The organism is Paenibacillus sp. J2L1-98 (assembly GCF_056269405.1).
Genome location: NZ_JBWDNW010000002.1, coordinates 408,309 through 427,897, shown reverse-complemented (window position 1 = coordinate 427,897; position 19,589 = coordinate 408,309). Strand labels below are relative to the sequence as shown.

26 protein-coding genes are annotated in these 19,589 nt (G+C 48.0%); all 26 read left to right on the top strand.

The genetic code is table 11. The features are described 5' to 3' along the window. The 26 genes from AC0YNZ_RS06735 (at window position 1) to AC0YNZ_RS06610 (ending at window position 19,553) form a co-directional block, all read left to right on the top strand. On the top strand, window positions 1-579 hold the full coding sequence (locus tag AC0YNZ_RS06735) for a lysophospholipid acyltransferase family protein (RefSeq protein WP_475825888.1): 579 nt from the start codon (window positions 1-3) through the stop codon (window positions 577-579). Window positions 580-660: 81 nt separating this feature from the next. Then, the gene (gene rpsA, locus AC0YNZ_RS06730; protein ID WP_475825887.1) at window positions 661-1,896 is read left to right on the top strand and encodes a 30S ribosomal protein S1; all 1,236 of its coding nucleotides are present in this window, start codon (window positions 661-663) and stop codon (window positions 1,894-1,896) included. A gap of 94 nt (window positions 1,897-1,990) precedes the next feature. Further along, window positions 1,991-2,635: a YphA family membrane protein gene (locus AC0YNZ_RS06725; RefSeq protein ID WP_475825886.1), complete on the top strand. Its 645-nt coding sequence runs from the start codon at window positions 1,991-1,993 to the stop codon at window positions 2,633-2,635. Beyond that, window positions 2,635-3,552, top strand: coding sequence for a YIEGIA family protein (locus AC0YNZ_RS06720; RefSeq protein ID WP_475825885.1), 918 nt, complete (start codon window positions 2,635-2,637; stop codon window positions 3,550-3,552). The genes AC0YNZ_RS06725 and AC0YNZ_RS06720 overlap by 1 nt, the downstream gene beginning before the upstream one ends. After that, window positions 3,545-3,730: a capping complex subunit for YIEGIA gene (locus AC0YNZ_RS06715; protein ID WP_475825884.1), complete on the top strand. Its 186-nt coding sequence runs from the start codon at window positions 3,545-3,547 to the stop codon at window positions 3,728-3,730. The genes AC0YNZ_RS06720 and AC0YNZ_RS06715 overlap by 8 nt, the downstream gene beginning before the upstream one ends. A 73-nt stretch (window positions 3,731-3,803) precedes the next feature. Next, on the top strand, window positions 3,804-5,126 hold the full coding sequence (gene der, locus AC0YNZ_RS06710) for a ribosome biogenesis GTPase Der (RefSeq protein WP_475825883.1): 1,323 nt from the start codon (window positions 3,804-3,806) through the stop codon (window positions 5,124-5,126). 12 nt (window positions 5,127-5,138) lie between these two features. Further along, the gene (gene plsY / locus AC0YNZ_RS06705) at window positions 5,139-5,735 is read left to right on the top strand and encodes a glycerol-3-phosphate 1-O-acyltransferase PlsY (protein ID WP_475825882.1); all 597 of its coding nucleotides are present in this window, start codon (window positions 5,139-5,141) and stop codon (window positions 5,733-5,735) included. A gap of 10 nt (window positions 5,736-5,745) precedes the next feature. Beyond that, complete coding sequence (locus AC0YNZ_RS06700; protein ID WP_475825881.1) at window positions 5,746-6,780, top strand: NAD(P)H-dependent glycerol-3-phosphate dehydrogenase; 1,035 nt, start codon at window positions 5,746-5,748, stop codon at window positions 6,778-6,780. Window positions 6,781-6,861: 81 nt separating this feature from the next. Further along, window positions 6,862-7,137: a stage VI sporulation protein F gene (locus AC0YNZ_RS06695; protein WP_110770464.1), complete on the top strand. Its 276-nt coding sequence runs from the start codon at window positions 6,862-6,864 to the stop codon at window positions 7,135-7,137. A gap of 235 nt (window positions 7,138-7,372) precedes the next feature. Continuing rightward, window positions 7,373-7,552: a DUF2768 family protein gene (locus AC0YNZ_RS06690; protein ID WP_056627920.1), complete on the top strand. Its 180-nt coding sequence runs from the start codon at window positions 7,373-7,375 to the stop codon at window positions 7,550-7,552. 55 nt (window positions 7,553-7,607) lie between these two features. Beyond that, window positions 7,608-7,904 carry a 2Fe-2S iron-sulfur cluster-binding protein gene (locus AC0YNZ_RS06685; RefSeq protein ID WP_475825880.1) on the top strand — a complete coding sequence of 99 codons (297 nt, stop codon included), beginning with the start codon at window positions 7,608-7,610 and terminating at the stop codon, window positions 7,902-7,904. Between the two features lie 116 nt (window positions 7,905-8,020). Further along, window positions 8,021-8,623 carry a nucleotidyltransferase domain-containing protein gene (locus AC0YNZ_RS06680; protein ID WP_110770462.1) on the top strand — a complete coding sequence of 201 codons (603 nt, stop codon included), beginning with the start codon at window positions 8,021-8,023 and terminating at the stop codon, window positions 8,621-8,623. Then, entirely contained in the window at window positions 8,623-8,970 is a 348-nt protein-coding gene (locus AC0YNZ_RS06675) for a 2Fe-2S iron-sulfur cluster-binding protein (RefSeq protein ID WP_475825879.1), read from the top strand. Before AC0YNZ_RS06680 ends, AC0YNZ_RS06675 begins: the two co-directional genes overlap by 1 nt. Before the next feature lie 88 nt (window positions 8,971-9,058). Beyond that, a complete protein-coding gene (locus tag AC0YNZ_RS06670; protein ID WP_475825878.1) occupies window positions 9,059-9,811 on the top strand; it encodes a hypothetical protein in 753 nt (250 codons plus the stop codon). Between the two features lie 299 nt (window positions 9,812-10,110). Next, a complete protein-coding gene (gene spoIVA, locus AC0YNZ_RS06665) occupies window positions 10,111-11,589 on the top strand; it encodes a stage IV sporulation protein A (RefSeq protein WP_110770459.1) in 1,479 nt (492 codons plus the stop codon). Window positions 11,590-11,818: 229 nt separating this feature from the next. Beyond that, complete coding sequence (locus AC0YNZ_RS06660) at window positions 11,819-12,094, top strand: HU family DNA-binding protein (RefSeq protein WP_056627940.1); 276 nt, start codon at window positions 11,819-11,821, stop codon at window positions 12,092-12,094. A gap of 193 nt (window positions 12,095-12,287) precedes the next feature. After that, window positions 12,288-12,509 (top strand): trp RNA-binding attenuation protein MtrB, encoded by a 222-nt coding sequence (gene mtrB, locus AC0YNZ_RS06655; protein WP_110770458.1) that lies wholly within the window; start codon window positions 12,288-12,290, stop codon window positions 12,507-12,509. 130 nt (window positions 12,510-12,639) lie between these two features. Next, entirely contained in the window at window positions 12,640-13,215 is a 576-nt protein-coding gene (locus tag AC0YNZ_RS06650; protein WP_475825877.1) for a hypothetical protein, read from the top strand. Window positions 13,216-13,341: 126 nt separating this feature from the next. Further along, on the top strand, window positions 13,342-14,211 hold the full coding sequence (locus AC0YNZ_RS06645; RefSeq protein WP_475825876.1) for a heptaprenyl diphosphate synthase component 1: 870 nt from the start codon (window positions 13,342-13,344) through the stop codon (window positions 14,209-14,211). A gap of 8 nt (window positions 14,212-14,219) precedes the next feature. Further along, window positions 14,220-14,936, top strand: a complete 717-nt coding sequence (locus AC0YNZ_RS06640) for a demethylmenaquinone methyltransferase (RefSeq protein WP_475825875.1) — start codon at window positions 14,220-14,222, stop codon at window positions 14,934-14,936. After that, the gene (locus AC0YNZ_RS06635) at window positions 14,933-15,808 is read left to right on the top strand and encodes a UbiA-like polyprenyltransferase (RefSeq protein ID WP_475825874.1); all 876 of its coding nucleotides are present in this window, start codon (window positions 14,933-14,935) and stop codon (window positions 15,806-15,808) included. Before AC0YNZ_RS06640 ends, AC0YNZ_RS06635 begins: the two co-directional genes overlap by 4 nt. Next, entirely contained in the window at window positions 15,802-16,476 is a 675-nt protein-coding gene (locus AC0YNZ_RS06630) for a UbiX family flavin prenyltransferase (protein ID WP_475825873.1), read from the top strand. The genes AC0YNZ_RS06635 and AC0YNZ_RS06630 overlap by 7 nt, the downstream gene beginning before the upstream one ends. Continuing rightward, window positions 16,439-17,287 carry a menaquinone biosynthetic enzyme MqnA/MqnD family protein gene (locus AC0YNZ_RS06625; protein WP_475825872.1) on the top strand — a complete coding sequence of 283 codons (849 nt, stop codon included), beginning with the start codon at window positions 16,439-16,441 and terminating at the stop codon, window positions 17,285-17,287. The genes AC0YNZ_RS06630 and AC0YNZ_RS06625 overlap by 38 nt, the downstream gene beginning before the upstream one ends. 8 nt (window positions 17,288-17,295) lie before the next feature. Beyond that, window positions 17,296-18,270: a polyprenyl synthetase family protein gene (locus tag AC0YNZ_RS06620; RefSeq protein ID WP_475825871.1), complete on the top strand. Its 975-nt coding sequence runs from the start codon at window positions 17,296-17,298 to the stop codon at window positions 18,268-18,270. Between the two features lie 29 nt (window positions 18,271-18,299). Further along, window positions 18,300-18,743, top strand: coding sequence for a nucleoside-diphosphate kinase (gene ndk, locus AC0YNZ_RS06615; RefSeq protein ID WP_475825870.1), 444 nt, complete (start codon window positions 18,300-18,302; stop codon window positions 18,741-18,743). A 30-nt stretch (window positions 18,744-18,773) separates the two neighbouring features. After that, window positions 18,774-19,553 (top strand): CheR family methyltransferase, encoded by a 780-nt coding sequence (locus AC0YNZ_RS06610; RefSeq protein WP_475825869.1) that lies wholly within the window; start codon window positions 18,774-18,776, stop codon window positions 19,551-19,553. Window positions 19,554-19,589 lie beyond the last annotated feature (36 nt).

Here is a 19,589-nt window from a genome sequence, read left to right as displayed (position 1 = left end):
ATGTCATATCTTATTTTTCGGTTTCTGCTGCGTGTCATTTACACGTTGTTGTTCCGATTGGAAGCAAGAGGCACGGAAAACATTCCAGCCACTGGTCCAGTCGTCCTCGCTTCAAATCACTTGAGCAACTTTGACCCGCCTACGGTTGGCGTCAAGGTGAAGCGTATGGTGTATTTTATGGCGAAAGAGGAATTGTTCAAGATTCCGGTCTTCGGGCCTCTCATACGCTCATTCGGTGCTTTTCCGGTTAAGCGCGGCGGCGTAAGCAAGGACGCGATCAAGTCTGCGATCACTTTGCTGAAGGAAGGCAACGTGCTCGGCATATTCCCTGAGGGCTCGCGAAACAATCAATCTGGAGCGGCTAAGAAGGGCGCAGCCATGATTGCTGTGCGCAGCGGTGCAGCGGTAGTTCCCGTTGCGATTATCGGCAAGTATAGACCGTTTAGCAAAATGATTGTTTGTTATGGCAAGCCTATTGATCTTACCGCAATTATTGAGGAATCATCGCCTGATATGCTTGAACAAGTAACAGACGCCATTATGGCTCGCATTCGCGAGTTAGCTGCAAACAATCGTTAATTAATGTTTTAAATGCTGCTTTCGCTCTAGGCGCTTGCGGATTTAAATAAAGTTGGGGTATGAACTGAGGAGGTTATTTCAATGTCAGAAGAAACTAATGTGCAAGAATCCGTGGCGGAAGAAGTTAGCCAAGACGCTTTGGATAATTTCGTGTCTTTGAAAAAAGGCGATTCCGTTAAAGGTACGATCGTCAAAATCGAAGATAACCAAGCTTATGTAAGCCTTGGATATAAATATGACGGTGTCATTCCGATTCGCGAGCTTTCTGCAGTGCAGATTGAGAACGCTACGGACGCGGTTCAAATCGGTCAAGAGGTTGAGCTTAAAGTCGTAAGCATCGACGACGAGAAAGAAAAGCTGGTTCTTTCGAAACGTCTGGTTGACGGCGAGAAAGCATGGGATGTGCTTGAGCAGCGTTTTGAGAGCGGCGAAGTATTCGAAGTTGCCGTTGCTGACGTTGTGAAGGGCGGACTTGTGGCTGACGTAGGCGTGCGCGGTTTTATTCCGGCTTCTATGGTTGAACGTCACTTTGTTGAAGATTTCTCCGATTACAAAGGCCGTACGCTTCGCGTAAAGGTTAAAGAAATCGACCGTGAGAACAACAAAGTAATCCTTTCCCAAAAAGAAGTGCTTGACGCAGAGTTCGAGCAAAGCAAAAAGCAAGTAATCGCTTCGCTTGAAGTTGGTCAAGAGCTAGAAGGAACTGTTCAACGCCTTACGCCATTCGGCGCATTCGTTGATATCGGCGGCATCGACGGTCTCGTTCACGTATCCGAGCTTTCCTGGCAGCATGTCGCTCATCCGAAGGATGTCGTTGCTGAAGGTCAAGCGGTTCGTGTTAAAGTACTTAAAGTTGATCCGGCAGCTGGCAAAATCAGCCTTAGCTTGAAAGCCGCTCAACCAGGTCCTTGGGATACTGCAGGCGCTCAATTTGCAATTGGCGATATCGTAACAGGAACTGTTCGCCGTATCGTACCATTCGGCGCTTTCGTTGAAATCGCTCCAGGTGTGGAAGGACTCGTTCACATTTCCCAAATCGCTCATCGTCACATTGCGACACCTAACGAAGTTCTTCAAGAAGGGCAAGAAGTACAAGCGAAAGTTCTTGACTTCAACCCTGCTGAGAAACGCGTTAGCCTAAGCATCAAAGAAACAGAAGAAGCGCCAGAGCAAGCTGCTCCTAGCGCTAGACCTGAAAGAGCTCCACGCTCGCCAAAAATCGAGAAAATCGATAACCCGAACGTAAGCTTGAGCAACGAGAGCATGAGCTACTCACTAGCAGAGCGTTTCGGCGATAAGCTTAAAAACCTTAAATAAAATAATTTTCTTATACAAGGAGCTGTTTCTGCGAGCCATCGCAGGAATAGCTCCTTTTTTTTGGTGCATAATAGGGGGTACAAGAGGTGATAACGTGAATCCTGGGTATGTGTCGATTTGGATAATAATTATTGTGTTCATTCTGATCGCGACGGGCTGGAAATCGTATTTGGCTCCTGATATCAGCCGTCGAACGATGGCGTTTCTCGGAATCATAACGACATTGCTGCTTAACGTTTCCCTATGGTGGTCGCCATTTCCCCCGCAAATTCAGATCCAGCTTCATGTGAGCGCATGGTTGTTCATACTGGCGGGCTTAATGACCTATATAGATTCCGATGATTGGAGTTATAAAGGGTATTTGCTTTTGTGTGCGGTAATGATTGCCGTCATTTGGGGCTTTATTCGGAAAATGTACAGCTATGATCCCGTTTTTCATTGGGTAGATCCGAGATGGGACGCCCCTTTACTCTGCGGAATGTTTTGCGGCGCTTTTACGTCCCAGGTCAAGCAGCAGTTTGGTATGGTCGTGTGGGGAGCGGTGCTGGGGGAAATGCTGAATGCAGTTCTGCAGGGCGGTGTTTATACGGCTTATATCGGTTCTTTATCCTGGTGGGATAGTTTTTGGATTGCGATGGCTGCGGCTAGATCGTTCAATTTATTGTTAAAAACAATTCGGCTTGGCGCATCCAAGCTAAGCAGTATGCTATGGCATATCAAGGGGGGACGGTCTTCATAATGCAGCATTTTCTCGTCCAAAATAAATTTTTGGCAGGCGTACTTTTGGGCATCGTCTTCGGTATTATTTCAAGATTGCTCATGCTCAGAACGGACTATCGACAGTATCCGACATATCCGCACGGCCGCATTATCCACATTTCGTTAGGGGTTATTGCAGCGGCGCTTGGGGCTGTGGCCGTACCGGCATTGTTCAATAAAGACTATACGGCCATCACCTTTCTAACGCTGGCAGCACAGCAATTTAGAGATGTCAGGAAGATGGAACGGGATACATTGACGAAAATCGACAGCATGGAGCTGGTTGGGCGCGGGTCGACTTATATCGAAGGAATAGCAATGGTGTTCGAGGGACGAAATTACTTGGTTATTATGACAGCTTTATTAACGAGTTTATTTAGTATTTTAGTTAATATATGGATAGGCATCCTTGCAGGGGCATTGTCGCTTTTGATTGTCGAGAAACTTAAATCAGGAAAAGCCGTTTCTCACATTGCTGCGGTGCAAGCAGCCGAGGTGAAGATAGACGGACCGGATTTGTTTGTTGGAGACATCTATATTATGAATGTCGGTTTAAAATCAAATCAGGAAATTATTGCGGAGCGGGGAATGGGTTTTATTTTGACCCCTTACAATTCGAACGGGAAGGTTACATTAAGCAATCTCGGACAGCGTCAAGCGATCCTCTATGATATGGCTACGATTCTAGGCGTATATCGCGACGATGGCGAGCCCGGCCTCATACCGATGGCCAAGCTGGATATGAAGGACGGTCGGTTAGCCGTGTTCATCTTGCCGCAGGAGCTTAATTCAGATAAAGGGAAGGAAGTCATTTTGCGCGTTCCAATACTGGAATCCGCTGTCCGGATGCCAACGGAGGCGTCCGTGAACAAAAAGGAGGCAGGCGAGCATGGCTGAAATCGTCGCTGTTGTATCTATGTACGCAGAATCGGTAGGAGGAGGCGCGCCTATATTTATCGTGGAGAATGAGGATAAGCTTGAGGCTGCATCGTTTCTGCTTGAGAAGATTTTGGATGCGAGCGCGCATGATTTGAAGAATGGCACTTTTATACTGGTTAATCACAAGGTAATATGAAAAGTTAGCCAAGAACGTACTTTTTTGCTATGATGGTTATCGTGAGTATTTTTGAAGGAGTGGAAAACAAACTATGGCAAGACCCGTTATAGCTATTGTCGGCCGTCCGAATGTGGGTAAATCCACCATTTTTAATCGGGTCATCGGCGACCGTCTAGCAATTGTTGAGGATAAACCGGGTGTCACGCGCGACAGACTTTACGGCACCGGAGAGTGGAATGGAAAACCGTTTAGCATCATTGATACTGGCGGTATTGAAATCGATGGCGAAGATGAAATTATGAAATCTGTTCGTATGCAGGCTGAACTCGCAGTTGAAGAGGCAGATGTAATTATCTTTATGGCCGATGCGAAATCCGGCTTGACGCATGCGGATGATGAAGTTGCTCAAATGCTGTTCCGTTCTGGTAAGCCTGTCGTACTTGCAGTTAATAAAGTTGATAATGAAAGCCGCATGGACGAAGTCTACGAATTTTACGGACTGGGCTTTGGCCAACCGATCGCTATATCCGGCTCGCACGGGCTTGGCATCGGAGATTTGCTTGATGCGGCAGTCGAGCTTTTGCCTGAACAAACGGATGACGGGTACGATGAAGATGTCATTCGCGTTGCGTTAATCGGACGCCCGAACGTAGGAAAATCCTCTCTCGTTAATGCGCTGCTTGGTGAGGACCGGGTTATTGTAAGTAATGTAGCAGGTACGACGCGCGATGCGATCGATACGCCTTTCGAACGCGACGGCCAACGTTATGTGTTGATCGATACAGCCGGGATGCGTAAACGGGGCAAGGTGTACGAATCTACGGAGAAGTACAGCGTCATGCGGGCGATGAAAGCAATCGAGCGCGCGGATGTCGTCCTGGTCCTGATTAATGGAGAAGAGGGCATCATTGAACAGGACAAGCATATTGCCGGTTATGCTCATGAAGCGGGCAAGGCATCGATATTTGTTGTAAACAAATGGGATGTCGTTGAGAAGGACGAGAAAACGATGCAAATGTTTTCGCAAAACATCCGCGATCACTTCTTGTTTATGTCCTATGCTCCAATCGTTTATCTATCTGCCCTGACTAAACAGCGCTTACATAAGCTGCTGCCTGTCGTCAATCATGTTTCTGAGCAGCATGCGATGCGTATTCAGACGCATCTGCTTAATGACGTTATTTCGGATGCTGTGGCTATCAACCCTCCGCCGTCCGATAAAGGCAAGCGTCTGCGCATTAACTATGTAACGCAAGTTGCTACCAAGCCGCCGACGATTGTTGTATTTGTCAATGATCCGGAAATTATGCATTTCTCGTATGAGCGCTATTTGGAAAATAAAATTCGCGCAGCATTTAATTTTGAAGGGACGCCGATACGAATATTTTCGCGTCGCAAGTCCGAAGAAGATTAGGGGAGAAGTAGCTTGTTATATGGGGTAATCGCGGTTGCTTTAAGCTATTTGTTAGGTTCAGTTTCATTCAGTATCGTAATAGCGAAATGGGTCAAAGGCATCGATATACGTCAGCACGGCAGCGGTAACGCTGGAGCTACGAATACGTTGCGTGTGCTTGGCAAAGGGCCCGGCATACTCGTATTTTTACTTGATATCGCCAAAGGGGTCGCAGCTGTCTGGATCGGTCACGGACTAGGCGAAAATGATTGGATTCCCGTTCTATGCGGTCTTGCCGCCATTGTCGGACATAACTGGCCGATTTGGTTTCGCTTCAAGGGCGGCAAGGGTATTGCTACGACCGTTGGCGTTATTGCGACGCTTGCGTTTGTGCCTGCGCTTTGCGCCGGTGCCGTTGCGATCTTGACGATTGCATTAACCAGATACGTTTCGCTCGGCTCGTTATTGTTTGCGGCTTTAACGCCATTATTTATTTCTATCTTTTATTTTTCCGTGCCTTTACTTTGTGCAAGTCTTCTGATCTGTATATTTGCTTTCGTACGCCATCGGACGAATATCGTAAAGCTGCTTCAAGGAACGGAAAACAAGCTAGGTGCAAAGAAAGGATAGTGATCGTCGCATGACAAAGCCTAATCCATCAACGACGAAAATTGCAGCAGTGCTGGTGGCGGGAAGCTGGGGTACTGCGCTTGCTTCCGTTCTAGCGAATAATGGCTATCACGTTAACCTTTGGACGCGCAGCGAGGAGCAGGCGGAAGGCATTAATCGGGATCGCGAGAACAGAAAATTTTTGCCTGGCGTTCAGCTGCCGGAACTCATTCATGCAACAACGGATATGAAATTGGCGCTGCGTAATGCAGAGCTCGCCTTATTCGTTGCACCTTCCGGCGCAATGCGTGAGGTGGCCAAACAAGCAGCGCTGCACTTGTCATCTGAGACGCTCGTCGTTCATGCGACGAAAGGGTTTGAAACAGGCACGCTGAAGAGGATGACGACTGTACTTTCTGAAGAGCTCGGACGCCCGCTTGAGCAGCTTGTTGTACTGTCTGGACCAAGCCATGCGGAAGAAGTCATTCTTAAACAGCCTACTACGGTAGTCGTCGCTTCAGCAAACCTGCAAGCGGCTGAGCAAGCTCAGGATGCGCTTATGAATACACATTTCCGCGTTTATACGAATCCGGATGTGGTGGGCGTGGAGGTTGCCGGCGCGATCAAAAACATCATTGCGCTCGGAGCGGGATTGACGGACGGGCTTCATTTTGGCGATAATGCTAAAGCTGCCTTATTGACTCGCGGTTTGGCTGAGATCAGCAGGCTTGGCACGGCTATGGGGGCGAATCCGCTTACCTTCGCCGGTCTAGCCGGCGTTGGCGACCTTGTCGTTACGTGCACAAGCAAGCACAGCCGCAATTGGCGTGCCGGCTATATGCTGGCAGACGGGACGCCTCTAGACGATGTCCTCAGCCGAATGGGCATGGTCGTAGAAGGGGTGCGAACTACGCGAGCCGCTTATGATTTGGCGAAGCAGTATGATGTCGAGATGCCGATTACGTTTCAGCTTTACGAGGTTTTGTTCGCGAATAAAGCTCCCCGAACAGCCGTCGAGCATCTCATGGGACGACTTCGCACGCATGAGATCGAGGAACTGGGCTAAGGACCAGCGCCTACACCAAACCTATCTCCTCCTCATATGATGCATGGTGCAAGACACTAGCGCATCCTGGAGGTGTAGGGTATGGCGAAGGACTTTTCCAAAGACGTTCTAAATTCGATCAACAAAAAAACCGGCAAAAATATTTCCGAAAGCTCAATCAAAAAACTTGCCAGCGGTGTTACTGATGATACGATGAAAGATGAAGCCGAGCTGCGCAAGCTGATCAAGCAAGTGTCGGATATGGCTAAGGTGAAGGTTGCGGATTCGACGATCAACGATATCGTTAAGGCTGTTAAGGCTAGCGGCATGAGCACGAGCAATATGGAAGCTCTCATGAAAATGATGATGAAAAAATAAAGGATAGCGGCAAAAGCGAGGGGCGTTCCGGATGTTCACATTCGGCGCTATGCCCTGTCAGCTTTTGTCCTTTTTTTTAAAATATAAGAATGTATAAGTTTCACCCTTATATCTGCTTATATTTCATCGCGAAACGAGCTTTTGCCGCCAGAGGGCGGCGATAGCCGTTTACGCTTGTGCGATGTTATAATGGGTGAGAATTCATAATGATATAGATTAGGAGAATGGAATTACTATGGATGCAATGACAAAAATGTGGGTTTCGCTGTTCGGCATCGGCATGATGGCGATTGCGGCCCTTTTAATTACGTTCGCCCGTTTAAAAACGAAAGGCGTAGTGAAATTTGTCCTTACGCTGCTTGCCTTCTTTGTTTTAATAATCGGATTTATTTGCGGACTTATATCCATAATTTAGCATTTCTACATACGAGAGTGGAATTAGCTAACAGAAAGGGAGATTTAGACATACAATGATTGAATTAAAGGGTAGATCCAAAACAGCTGTAATAGAAGCAGAAGAGGGTTTGTCGCTGCTTGATCTTGCGCTAAAGCATGATGTCGATTGGAGCTTTTCTTGTGCACGGGGCACCTGCGCCCGCTGCCGTTGTTTGATAACCGAAGGCGCTGACCAGCTGGAAGGCATAACGGACGAGGAATGGGACCGCCTTGAGCCTGAGGAGTTTGAGGAAGGCTATCGGCTGGGCTGTCAGGCGATTGTCAAAGCTGGAGCCGGAAATATAGCTGCTGCTAACAAACCATATTTTTAATGCTTTAGAAGCTGAAAGTATTAGCTTCTATACTGATTTATCGTACACCGCGAAACGGTTTAACGCCAGAAGATGGGGGAAGCCGTTTACGTTTTGAAAAAAAGGAAGTGCCGGCGATGACAGAACATGAACGCATTCATAAAGCGCTGGCTGCCGTGACCAAAGCCACACAATCAAGTCCAGCGAAATGGGTTATAGGCGGGAGCGCAAGCTTAATGCTTCGGGGGCTTCCGTTATCCGCTGAACCGCGCGATTTGGATCTTTATTGCGACGATGAGGATGTTCAGTCCATTTATCAGGCGCTTAAGACTTTTGCGCTTGATGAACCTGCAATAAGCATAACCGATATGTATCGCTCTAAGCTCAGCCATTTCCGCATACATGACGTACAGGTTGAGCTGGTCGGAGGATTCCATGTGAAAGCTTGCGGCAGTCATTATGAGACAATGGTACGCAAGCTGCTTATGCTTTTTGCTGAACAGGTTCATTTGAATGAAGACGAATTGACAGTATCGATTGTACCGCTTGCGCATGAGCTTTGGTTTAACTATCTTCGCGACCGCATGGACCGCGTTGATCTGATTGCTCAAGCTTTTGCGGAAGCTCCGGCCCTGCATGAGGATGCGCTTCTTGCAATCGAAGCAAACAATACGTTCTCCATGGAAGCGAAGCGAAGCCTTCATCATTTGATATCAGCTAGAGAGGCCGGTGGCTTGTAATGGACGGTGAGGTTACGTTTTGGCCATCAGGCCGAACGATTAAGGTCAAGCGGGGTACAACGCTGCTAGACGCAGCCAGACGCGCCAATATACCGATACGAACGAGATGCGGGGGCAAAGCCGCTTGCTTCATGTGCAAGGTCACTGTGAGGCCGGGAAGCGAGCTGCAGCCGATCGAGGATAATGAGAGGCGAAAGCTCTCAGGCTTAGACGGGGACAACATTAGATTGTCCTGCCAAGCAAAGGTGGCGGGAAAGGTTCATGTGGAAATTCCGTTAGATCCGCTTCGGGCGGCAGTGGCTCGCCAGCTTGCGCGGCAGGCGGAGGAAACCGACGAATTATGGTAGCTGCGATTACGAGACAGTTTGTTTCACAAAGCTAAGCCTATGCTTACGAAGCAGGTTTGCTGCACAAACCTTGTAGGAGGAAAATGTGATGATTCGATTTAGAACGGGGGGGCAGCGCCGTCATGCACATTATTCAGCGGCGTTTGTTGCCTTATTAATCATGCTGTTATCTTTGTCAGGCTGCATGTATCCAAAGGATCAGCTTAAGCAAAATCAGGTCGCTCCTAAAGAGGCCGTACGCAACGTGCAGGCGGCGATTGATCAATATAAAGCTGAAACAGGCATGCTGCCAATCAAAAACAGCACGGCCGAAACGCCGAAGTATGAAAAGTTTTATGTCGATTTCGCAAAGCTCGGGCGGACAGGCTATTTAACCGACATTCCCTCCTCTGCCTTTGAAAACGGCGGCAACTATAGTTTCCTCGTCATTGATGAAGAGACTAAGCCGCGGGTTAAGCTGCTCGACATTTTAGCCTTTCAAAGGATAAACGACATTCAAAGCTGGGTAACCGCTTATATTCAGACAACCAGCAAGCTTCCGAAAGGGGAACAGGTATATCCCGGTTTTTACCATATTGATTACAAAAGCATGAATAAAACCGTTCCGACTATCCGAAGTGTTTTCTCAGGCCAAACGATTCAAGCGCTAGTGGACGATAACGGTGTTGTATACTCCGATTACGGAATCGATATTATGCAATTCGTGCAAAAAAGCGGTAAAAATGATTTCGATGCCGCGTTTGATTTGCGCACTTTGCTGGTTGACGGTACGGATTTTGTCCCCGTTAAATCTCCGGCCTACCGCTTTGTGAACAATGAGCCGCAGGCCGTTCAACCGTAGGAAAAATCTGATTTTTACTTATACGATAGCTATATTCCTTTCCTTGACTATTGGTCTCGGAGAGGTTTTTTTTTGGCCGTTTCGGTCATAGATATGCTCTTTTTCTCATATAACTCAATCTTGGAAGGGAAGCTCGATGACGAAGAAAAAAGATTTCGTAGAAGGAATCGTCATAATCGGAAAGCCTGCACATAAGATGTTACTAGTCCAAAAAAGCATGTACGAGTTGCGTCGCTGGCCTGCCCTATTGACCGGTGGATGGCGGCGAACCGGAAAAATCAATTGGGAGGGGATATTCAGTGGAGAAAGTGGACATTTTCAAGGACATAGCCGAAAGAACCGGCGGGGATATTTACCTCGGTGTAGTCGGGGCCGTCCGGACGGGCAAATCAACGTTTATTAAACGGTTTATGGAGACGGTTGTACTTCCGAACATAGCTAACGAATCAGACCGTGTAAGAGCCGTGGACGAACTGCCTCAAAGCGCCGCAGGTAAGACGATCATGACGACAGAGCCTAAATTTGTTCCGAATCAAGCGGTGCAGCTCAGGGTTACCGATGGACTTGAGGTAAACATGAGACTGGTCGATTGCGTTGGATATGCCGTTGAGGGCGCGAAAGGCTATGAGGACGAAAATGGTCCGCGCATGATCACGACACCTTGGTTCGATGAGCCGATACCGTTCCAGGAAGCGGCTGAGATTGGAACGCGTAAAGTAATCCAAGAGCATTCAACACTAGGTGTTGTTGTCACAACAGACGGCACAATCGCAGAAATTCCGCGCAGCTCCTATGTCGTAGCTGAAGAGCGCGTCATTAACGAGCTGAAGGAAGTCGGCAAGCCATTTGTGCTCGTCATTAACTCCACACGCCCTAAGAGTGAAGAAGCGCTGCAATTGCGGAATGAGCTTCAAGCGAAATACGATATTCCGGTTATGACGCTTAGCGTAGCGACCATGGGTGAGGAGGAAGTCATCTCCGTATTGCGGGAAGTACTGTACGAGTTCCCTGTCCATGAGGTCAATGTAAACTTACCGAGCTGGGTTATGGTGCTGAACGACAATCACTGGCTGCGCAGCAACTACGAGAGCTCAGTGCGCGATACCGTCAAAGATATTCGAAGGCTGCGGGACGTCGATCGGGTGGTCACCCAGTTCATGGAATATGACTTCATTGCCCGGGCCGGCTTGAGCGGCATGAATATGGGGCAGGGTGTCGCCGAAATCGACCTGTACGCTCCGGATGAGCTGTACGACCGTATTCTGATGGAGGTTGTCGGAGTTGAGATAAGGGGTAAAGATCACCTGCTGCAGCTGATGCAGGAATTCTCACATGCCAAACGGGAGTATGACCGCTTTGCAGAATCGCTGGAAATGGTCAAAACGACCGGTTACGGCATTGCGGCGCCTACACTTGCGGAAATGGCACTCGACGAGCCGGAATTGATCCGTCAAGGCTCCCGCTTCGGGGTTAGACTGAAGGCCACAGCACCGTCCATTCATATGATCCGCGTCGATGTGGAATCGGAATTCGCTCCGATTATCGGCACAGAGAAACAAAGCGAAGAGCTGGTCAGATACTTAATGCAAGACTTTGAGAACGATCCGATCAAAATTTGGGAGTCTGATATATTCGGCCGTTCCCTGCACTCTATTGTGCGAGAGGGCATTCAAGGCAAAATTGCCATGATGCCGGACAACGCGCGCTATAAGCTGCAGGAAACGCTTGGGCGCATTATCAACGAGGGCTCTGGCGGATTAATTGCGATCATCCTGTAGTTGAACGAATCTAGTATACGAATAGGCCGCTACCAAACAGGGAGCGGCTTTATTTGTTTTGGAGGAATTGATCGTTAACACTTGAAATTGGCAAACGGCTGTATTACTATAGGTTTGTTCAGGCAAAAGGTATATTTTTGAAGTTTTCCGTTAATAAGAGGGATAAGATGAGAGTTTATATGCTTACAATGATAACGACGCCGTAAGGGACTTTGGAGGAGGTGAAACAATGAACAAAACAGACTTGATTTCAAAAGTAGCTGAATTGACTGATCTTTCGAAGAAGGATGCGACAAAAGCCGTTGATGCTGTTTTTGATGCTATTTCCGATGCGCTTCAAAGCGGAGATAAAGTGCAGTTAGTTGGATTTGGTAACTTCGAAGTTCGCGAGCGCCAAGCCCGTAAAGGCCGTAACCCGCAAACGGGAGATCCAATCGAGATCGCGGCAAGCAAAACGCCTGCGTTCAAACCGGGAAAATCACTTAAGGACCTCGTATCCAATTAAGAATAAGCAAGCGCAGACGGCTTTCGCCGCCAACCATTGGCGGCATTGGCGCGTTTTGCGGCTAGTGACGTCCGGACGGACTGCCGTTCGGGCGTCTTTTGTTTATATACAAGAGGGAATAGATTGCACAAACGTCATACTTCCACTATAATTCACATGGATAGTTTGGAATTTCGGATGCGGAGGGATAACGATGGAGCCTGCACATGGCGAGTATATTGTTGTAAAAGCAAAGGATCAGGGCGTTCAAGTCATCGGTTTAACACGCGGACTGGACACAAAATTTCATCATACGGAAAAGCTGGACAAAAATGAAATTTTAATTTGCCAATTTACCGATCATACATCGGCAATTAAAATTCGCGGTAAAGCGGTCGTAATGACGAAATACGGAACAATGGAAACCGATCAGTAGCAAGCACGTGCAAGGCAGGCGAAGCCTGCTTTTTTTTTGCCTGCTTACTGTCCGAATATTCATCCTGCACCGCTCGTACAATGAAGTATGAACTAGTTTCGGATGATGAGCAAATAGTTGGAGGTGCAGGGTGAACATCGGAAAACCACTCCTAACCGCATGTATGACCGCTGTAGCGGTAACGTTATTATTCACTTGGCTTCCACATGCAGCATGGCAGCACAAAGCGAATCCAGGCGAAGTGGCTGTCTTTCACGCGACACCGGCCGTTAGGCTTACCAACAGCAATTTAGTGGACGTTCTTATCGCCATTCAGCTAAATGAACGCTTGAGTAAGGCAGAGTGGAGCAATGGGATATTGTCCGTTGACATGAGAGTCAGCGCAAGCGGGGGCAGACCCTCGTTATGGTTTGCGGATGTAGAGAAACTGGTGCGTGTCTCCTTCCTGCAATTAGAAAACGTGAAGCGTGTGCTTATCCGGATCGTTGAGGAGAAGCCGGACGGCGCAGCATTGCTTGCCGCTGTCGATGTGAGGAAAACAGACGACTGGCTCATTCAAGAGATGGACCGGCTTGCCCAGTCTGATCCGGTGCATGATGAGCTATGGCGAAAAAGACTGCGGGTGAGCTTCACCTCAGCGTGGGAAGAGCGGTTTGGACCGGTGTCGGGATTTACTGTGAAGCCTGCCTCCATTTCGCAGCTTTAAAAGGGATGTATGTTGCAATTTGTTGAACAACAGGGTTGAATCGTATGCTCTTTAGAAAAAGTTGTGCTATAATAGTTTAGATTATTGAGCGGCGATTTGCGCTTCTCTGTTCGGAGGCTTCCCCAAATGAAAACATACCGTATACCTGAAATAGCTCAAAAGTATGTGGATCACGACATCATTCAAGCACATACGGCGCTTCCTGACTTTCCCGACGCACGGCTTCGCTTGCTCTATGCGTTTCTGAATGAGCAGGAGCCTCACAAGACGCACAGCGAACTCTATACGCTTGTCGTATCACTCGTACAGCTAGGGATGGACACGCATGATTTAATCGATACGGACCTGGAGCGGCGGACTGAGCCGGAAATGCGCTCAAGACAGCTAAAGGTGCTTGCAGGGGATTATTTTAGTGCGACATTTTATCAATTGCTTTCGCAAGCCGGCCAAATTGACATGATTTCCAAAATCAGCGGCGCGGTCTCCGAAGTGAACAGGCTGAAAGTAAATCTTTATGTCCGGATGAGACAGCTCAAAATGTCCGCGGAGGAATATTTGAGCCTCACGGTGCAGCTTAAAGCCACCTTGTTTCAAATTTTCTCAGACGTATTGGAGGGTTCGCTGTCTCACGGCTGGTCAGAGATACTTGACGGCGTTTGCCGCTGCGAGGCCTTGGTTGATGAAATCATCCGCATGGAAAGTCCGGCTCGATTCGATAAGAGTTGGGCCTACTGGCATCTGCTGCAAGAGGGTACCGAAGAGGAGCGTCAGCAGCTTAATCAGCGCATGCAGGAGCCTGCATTCATTTACAGTCTGGCGGAAAAATATAATGTGCGCAGCCAGCTCAAAGCGAAGCTGAAACATTCAGCGGATGCCGTGAAGTCATTAGCTGGCAAGCTGGAATCGGACAAGTTGTTCAGTGAGTTGACTGTGATCGTCGATGCACTGTTAAACGAACATACCGGTTTCACGCCTGCACTCAACGAGATGAGGTGACATAAACGATGGATACGAACTCCAAAAGCCATGTACATGGCGTATTTGAACGGATTGCACCGAAATACGATTTGATGAATGATCTCATCAGCTTTCGACGCCACAAGGCTTGGCGTAAATTTACGATGAAGCAAATGAACGTAGCGCCTGGACAAACCGCGCTTGATCTTTGCTGCGGCACCTGCGATTGGACGATTGCACTTGCAGACGCAAGCGTAACCGGGAAGGTCGTTGGGCTGGATTTTAGTCAAAACATGCTCGACGTCGGAGCCGTTAAAGTAGAAAAGCTTGGATTAAATAAGCAAATTACGTTAATTCAAGGAAATGCAATGAGCCTGCCTTTCGAGGATAACACCTTCGATTTCGTTACAATTGGCTTCGGTCTTCGCAATGTGCCTGACTATTTACAAGTTTTAAATGAAATGCGGCGCGTCGTGAAACCGGGTGGTAAGGTGGTATGCTTAGAAGTTTCCAAACCCACCTGGCAGCCCTTCAAAGCCATGTACAACTTATATTTCGAGCGTCTATTGCCATTAATGGGCAAGTTTATTGCAAAGAGCTTTCAAGAATACAAATGGCTTCCAGAATCGCTCAAAATGTTCCCCGGTCGACAGCAGCTTGCAGAGCTGTTTGAAGAAGCGGGTCTTCAGCAGGTGAAGGCATATCCTCTGACCGGCGGAGTAGCTGCGCTGCATATGGGGACAAAGGAGAAGAAGCAGCAATGATTCGCAAACTACGCATTATTTTAGAAATGATTAAGTTTGAACATACGGTTTTTGCATTACCGTTCGCTTTTATGGGAGCAATTTTGGGCGCAGTGATGATGGAGCAGCGTCTTCCTTCCTGGGGAGAGATCGGCTGGATTACGCTAGCGATGTTCGGGGCCCGCAGCGCAGCGATGAGCTTGAATCGCCTCATCGATAAAGCGATTGATCTGCGCAACCCGCGTACGGAGAAACGGGCGCTTCCTGCTGGTTTGCTTAAGTCGGCGGAGGTATTGTTGTTTATTATCGTTTCTTTCGTTTTGCTGTTCGTCGCCACTGCGAATTTGGCGCCGATCGCACTTAAGCTGATGCCAATCGCAGTTGTGATGCTGGTGCTCTATTCGTACACGAAGCGCTTCACATGGCTATGCCATATTATTTTAGGCTTAACGATCGCGCTGTCGCCGCTTGGCGGCTGGGTTGCGATTACAGGCGGATTTGATCCGGCTGCATGGCTTCTGTTTATAACGGTTGCTTTGTGGATCGCAGGCTTTGATATCATTTATGCGACTCAAGATTTTGAATATGACCGTAATGCGGGCTTGTATTCGATTCCCGCTCGGTTTGGCATTGCAGGAGCGCTTTGGATCGCACGTTCGCTGCATGTCGTTACGGCAATCGGCTTTGTTACGTTGTTTTGGCTAACGGACCTGAGCTGGATGTATTTGCTGGGAACGTTAATCTCCATTTCGTTGTTGTTCTACCAGCACTGGCTTGTTCGCCCTAACGATTTGTCACGCGTCCAAACTGCGTTTTTTGGAATGAACGGTACACTTAGCGTCGTGCTGTTTTTATTTACAATCGTTGATTTGTTGGTGATTCACCAATGGTAGCCGGCAGCAAGGATGTATATGTACCCGGGTGGAAGAATCGATGGGTGGTCGGTATTACAGGAGCCAGCGGTTCCATTTACGGCATCCGGCTCATCGAAGTGCTTCTCCAGATGAATTACGAGGTTCATTTGGTCGTTACGGAAGCAGGCTGGCGTGTGCTGAAGGAAGAGCTCGGCTGGGAGACGACACGTCGCTCAGCTGCGCTTGAACAGCGCTTCGGCGATGCTGTTGCTGACAAAAGGCTTGTGTTCCATCCGAATGCGGATATTGGCGCAAGCATAGCAAGCGGTTCTTACCGCGTTCAAGGAATGGTTATTGTGCCGTGCTCGATGGGGACGCTTGCGTCAATCTCGCACGGCATTTCCGATGATTTGATGACTAGAGCTGCGGATGTCATGCTTAAAGAGAATCGGCAGCTGCTTATCATCCCAAGAGAAACGCCTCTTCATGCTATTCATCTCGAAAATATGCTGAAGTTAGCGCGCCTTGGTGTTAGAATCATTCCGGCTATGCCGGCTTTTTATTACAAACCGCAATCGATGGATGAAATGATTGATTTCATGGTTGGCAAACTACTTGATAATATGGCAATCGAACATGATTTGTACAGAAGATGGGGAGATGAACAGAATGGGCATGAATCGCCCGATCACCATCGGAAGAATTGATTACGCGAATGCTTGGCCGCTATTTCATCAGTTCGAGGAGCGGGCAGATGGGAATCTCTTTAATGTGATAAAGCGCGTACCTTCTGAATTAAACCGGATGCTGAAGTCCGGTGAATTAGACGTATCGGCCATTTCGTCCTTCTCCTATGGACAAAACGCGTCTGAATATGTGCTGCTTCCGGAATTGTCGGTCGGCTCAGTCGGCATTGTAAACTCAATTCTTTTGTTTATGAAGGAGCCGATTGAGCGAAAGCGGCCTGACCGGATTGCGGTTACGGCGACATCGGCGACTTCCGTCAATTTGTTAAAAATTTTGATGGCTTTGCACTTTGACTGCAATCCGGAATATGTAACAGAAGCGCCCGATCTTGATCGAATGCTGGAGACTTCAGATGCGGCGCTCATAATTGGTGACCCTGCTATCCAAGCATCCTGGCGGGAACATGGGCTGCATGTCATTGACTTAGGACAATTGTGGAACCAGTGGACGGGTCTTGGCATGACGTATGCCGTAGTTGCAGCACGTAAAGAAGTAGCTATAGCATCACCAGAAGCCATACATACTGTGCATAAGGCACTGGATGCGAGCAAACAGTATAATAAGGCTCATCTTGGTCCGCTAATTGAGCAAGCCTGCTCGCAGCTTGGAGGAGTATCGACGTACTGGGAGATGTACTTTCATTCGCTTCAATATGATTTTGGGAGCAAGCTGCAAGAAGGACTTAAGTTATATTTTGATTATTCCAAGCAGCTTGGACTGCTGGCGAATGAAGTGGAGCTTACTTTTTTTGAAGACCAATCTGCCCAATAGGTGAAAGAATGAAACTATTAGACTTGTATGCAAAGATGAAAGGCGACCTAAATCAGATCGAACAGGAGCTGGAGCGGAGCGTGTCGGATGACCATGTGCTGCTCGGCGAGGCTTCTTTGCACCTGCTCAAAGCCGGAGGAAAGCGGATCAGACCGATCTTCGTGCTGCTTGCCGGTAAATTCGGCGATTACCGGCTTGATGTGATGAAGCGGGTCGCAGTACCTCTTGAACTTATACATATGGCTTCGCTTGTGCATGACGACGTCATTGACGATGCTGATACTCGTCGCGGACAGCTTACTGTCAAATCCAAGTGGGACAATCGCATCGCGATGTACACGGGAGATTTTATTCACGGTAAAGCGTTAACCATTGCAGCTCAGCTTCCTAATCCGCAAATTCATCAAATTTTATCAAATGCGCTTGTACAGATGTGTATCGGCGAGATGGAACAAATTCGCGATTTCTTTAATACAGAGCAATCCATTCGTAATTATTTGCTTCGAATAAGGCGCAAAACGGCTTTATTGATCGCCATAAGCTGTCAGCTTGGCGCCGTTGCGGCAAATACCGATCGTATGACGGCTAATCGCTTGTATCGATACGGTTATAATGTCGGTATGGCGTTTCAAATTCGTGACGACCTGCTTGATCTCTATGGAACGGAGAAGCAAATCGGCAAGCCGCCCGGTTCCGATATGCGTCAAGGTAACATAACACTGCCTGTTCTTCTCGCTTTGCAGGACTTGAAAACGCGCGGTCCGCTGTTAAGCGAAATCTCGGCGCTTCGAGAGCATGGGGGGAAAAAGGATGCAGGGCGCGCTATCGAAATGATAAGGAATAGCGACGGAGGAGAGCTTGCGGATCAGCTCGCGAACCGGTATATAAAAAAAGCTCTTACCGCATTAGAGGGATTACCTAATGTGACAGCGAAAAAGAACTTGATCGACATTGCACATTTTGTCGGTAAACGTAATTATTAATTATGCAAATTTGAAAGGAATGGTTGGAGATGGAGAGAACTTTTCTGATGATTAAACCGGATGGCGTTCAGCGTGGCTTGATTGGCGAGATCGTTTCGAGATTTGAAAGAAAGGGACTGCAGCTGTCGGCAGCCAAATTTATGGTCATTAGCCGCGAGCTTGCAGAGCGGCACTATGAAGAGCATAAGGGCAAAGGATTTTACGAGCCGCTCCTCGATTTCATCGTATCAGGTCCGGTTTTTGCGATGGTATGGCAGGGCGACAACGTGATAGCACTGTCTCGCGCTCTAATTGGCAAGACCGATGCGCTGGACGCTTTTCCGGGAACAATTCGTTCCGACTTAGCGGTACATACGAATTTCAATCTTATTCACGGCTCCGATTCGGCAGCCAATGCGGAAAGAGAGATCGGTATTTTCTTCTCCAAGGAAGAGCTTGTTGACTACGAGCATACGATTCAGCGGTGGATTTGATTTTCCAGACAACTAGTGATGGAGGAAGCAATGCTTGAAGATCGTGATTTCTCACAATTTATCGTTCGGATAAAGCAAAAGACCGACATCGATTTGTCGCAGTACAAGGAAGCCCAAATGAAGCGCAGGCTGACCACATTGCGAATGAAGCATGGATTTCATAATTTCGAGGATTACTGGAAAGCCATTGAACAAAACCGCAGCATGCTTAATGAATTTTTGGATCGCATGACGATTAACGTTTCCGAATTTTGGAGAAATCCTTCCCGTTGGGAGGTTTTGCAAAAACGCTTTTTCCCAGAGATGCTTAGTACTGCAAACCGCCTAAAGGTGTGGAGTGCGGCTTGCTCTACGGGAGAGGAGCCTTATACGCTTGCAATGATTTTATCGGAGCTCGGAGTGCTGCAGCGTTCCTCACTTCTGGCGACGGATTTAGATTCGAATGTGCTGCAGAAGGCGATGGAAGGCAGTTATTTGGAGCGCTCGCTGCGCGACGTTCCGCAGGCGTATCGGCAAAAATATTTTAGGCAGGCGGATGGCGCTTATCTAGTCTCGGACTCATTGAAGCAATTCATACAATTCAAGCAGCAAAACCTTCTGCATGATCTTTTCGACAGCTCGTTTGATTTAATCGTATGCCGGAATGTGATGATCTACTTCACGGAAGAAGCAAAACATCTGCTGTATCATAAGTTTTCTAAGGCGCTTAAGCCTGGCGGACTGCTATTTGTTGGAAGCACGGAGCAGATTTTCTCGCCAGCCCAATACGGATTTGAAACCGCGGATACCTTCTTTTACCGCCGAGTTTAAGGGGCATGTATACCGATTTCTAACTTCTCCTATACT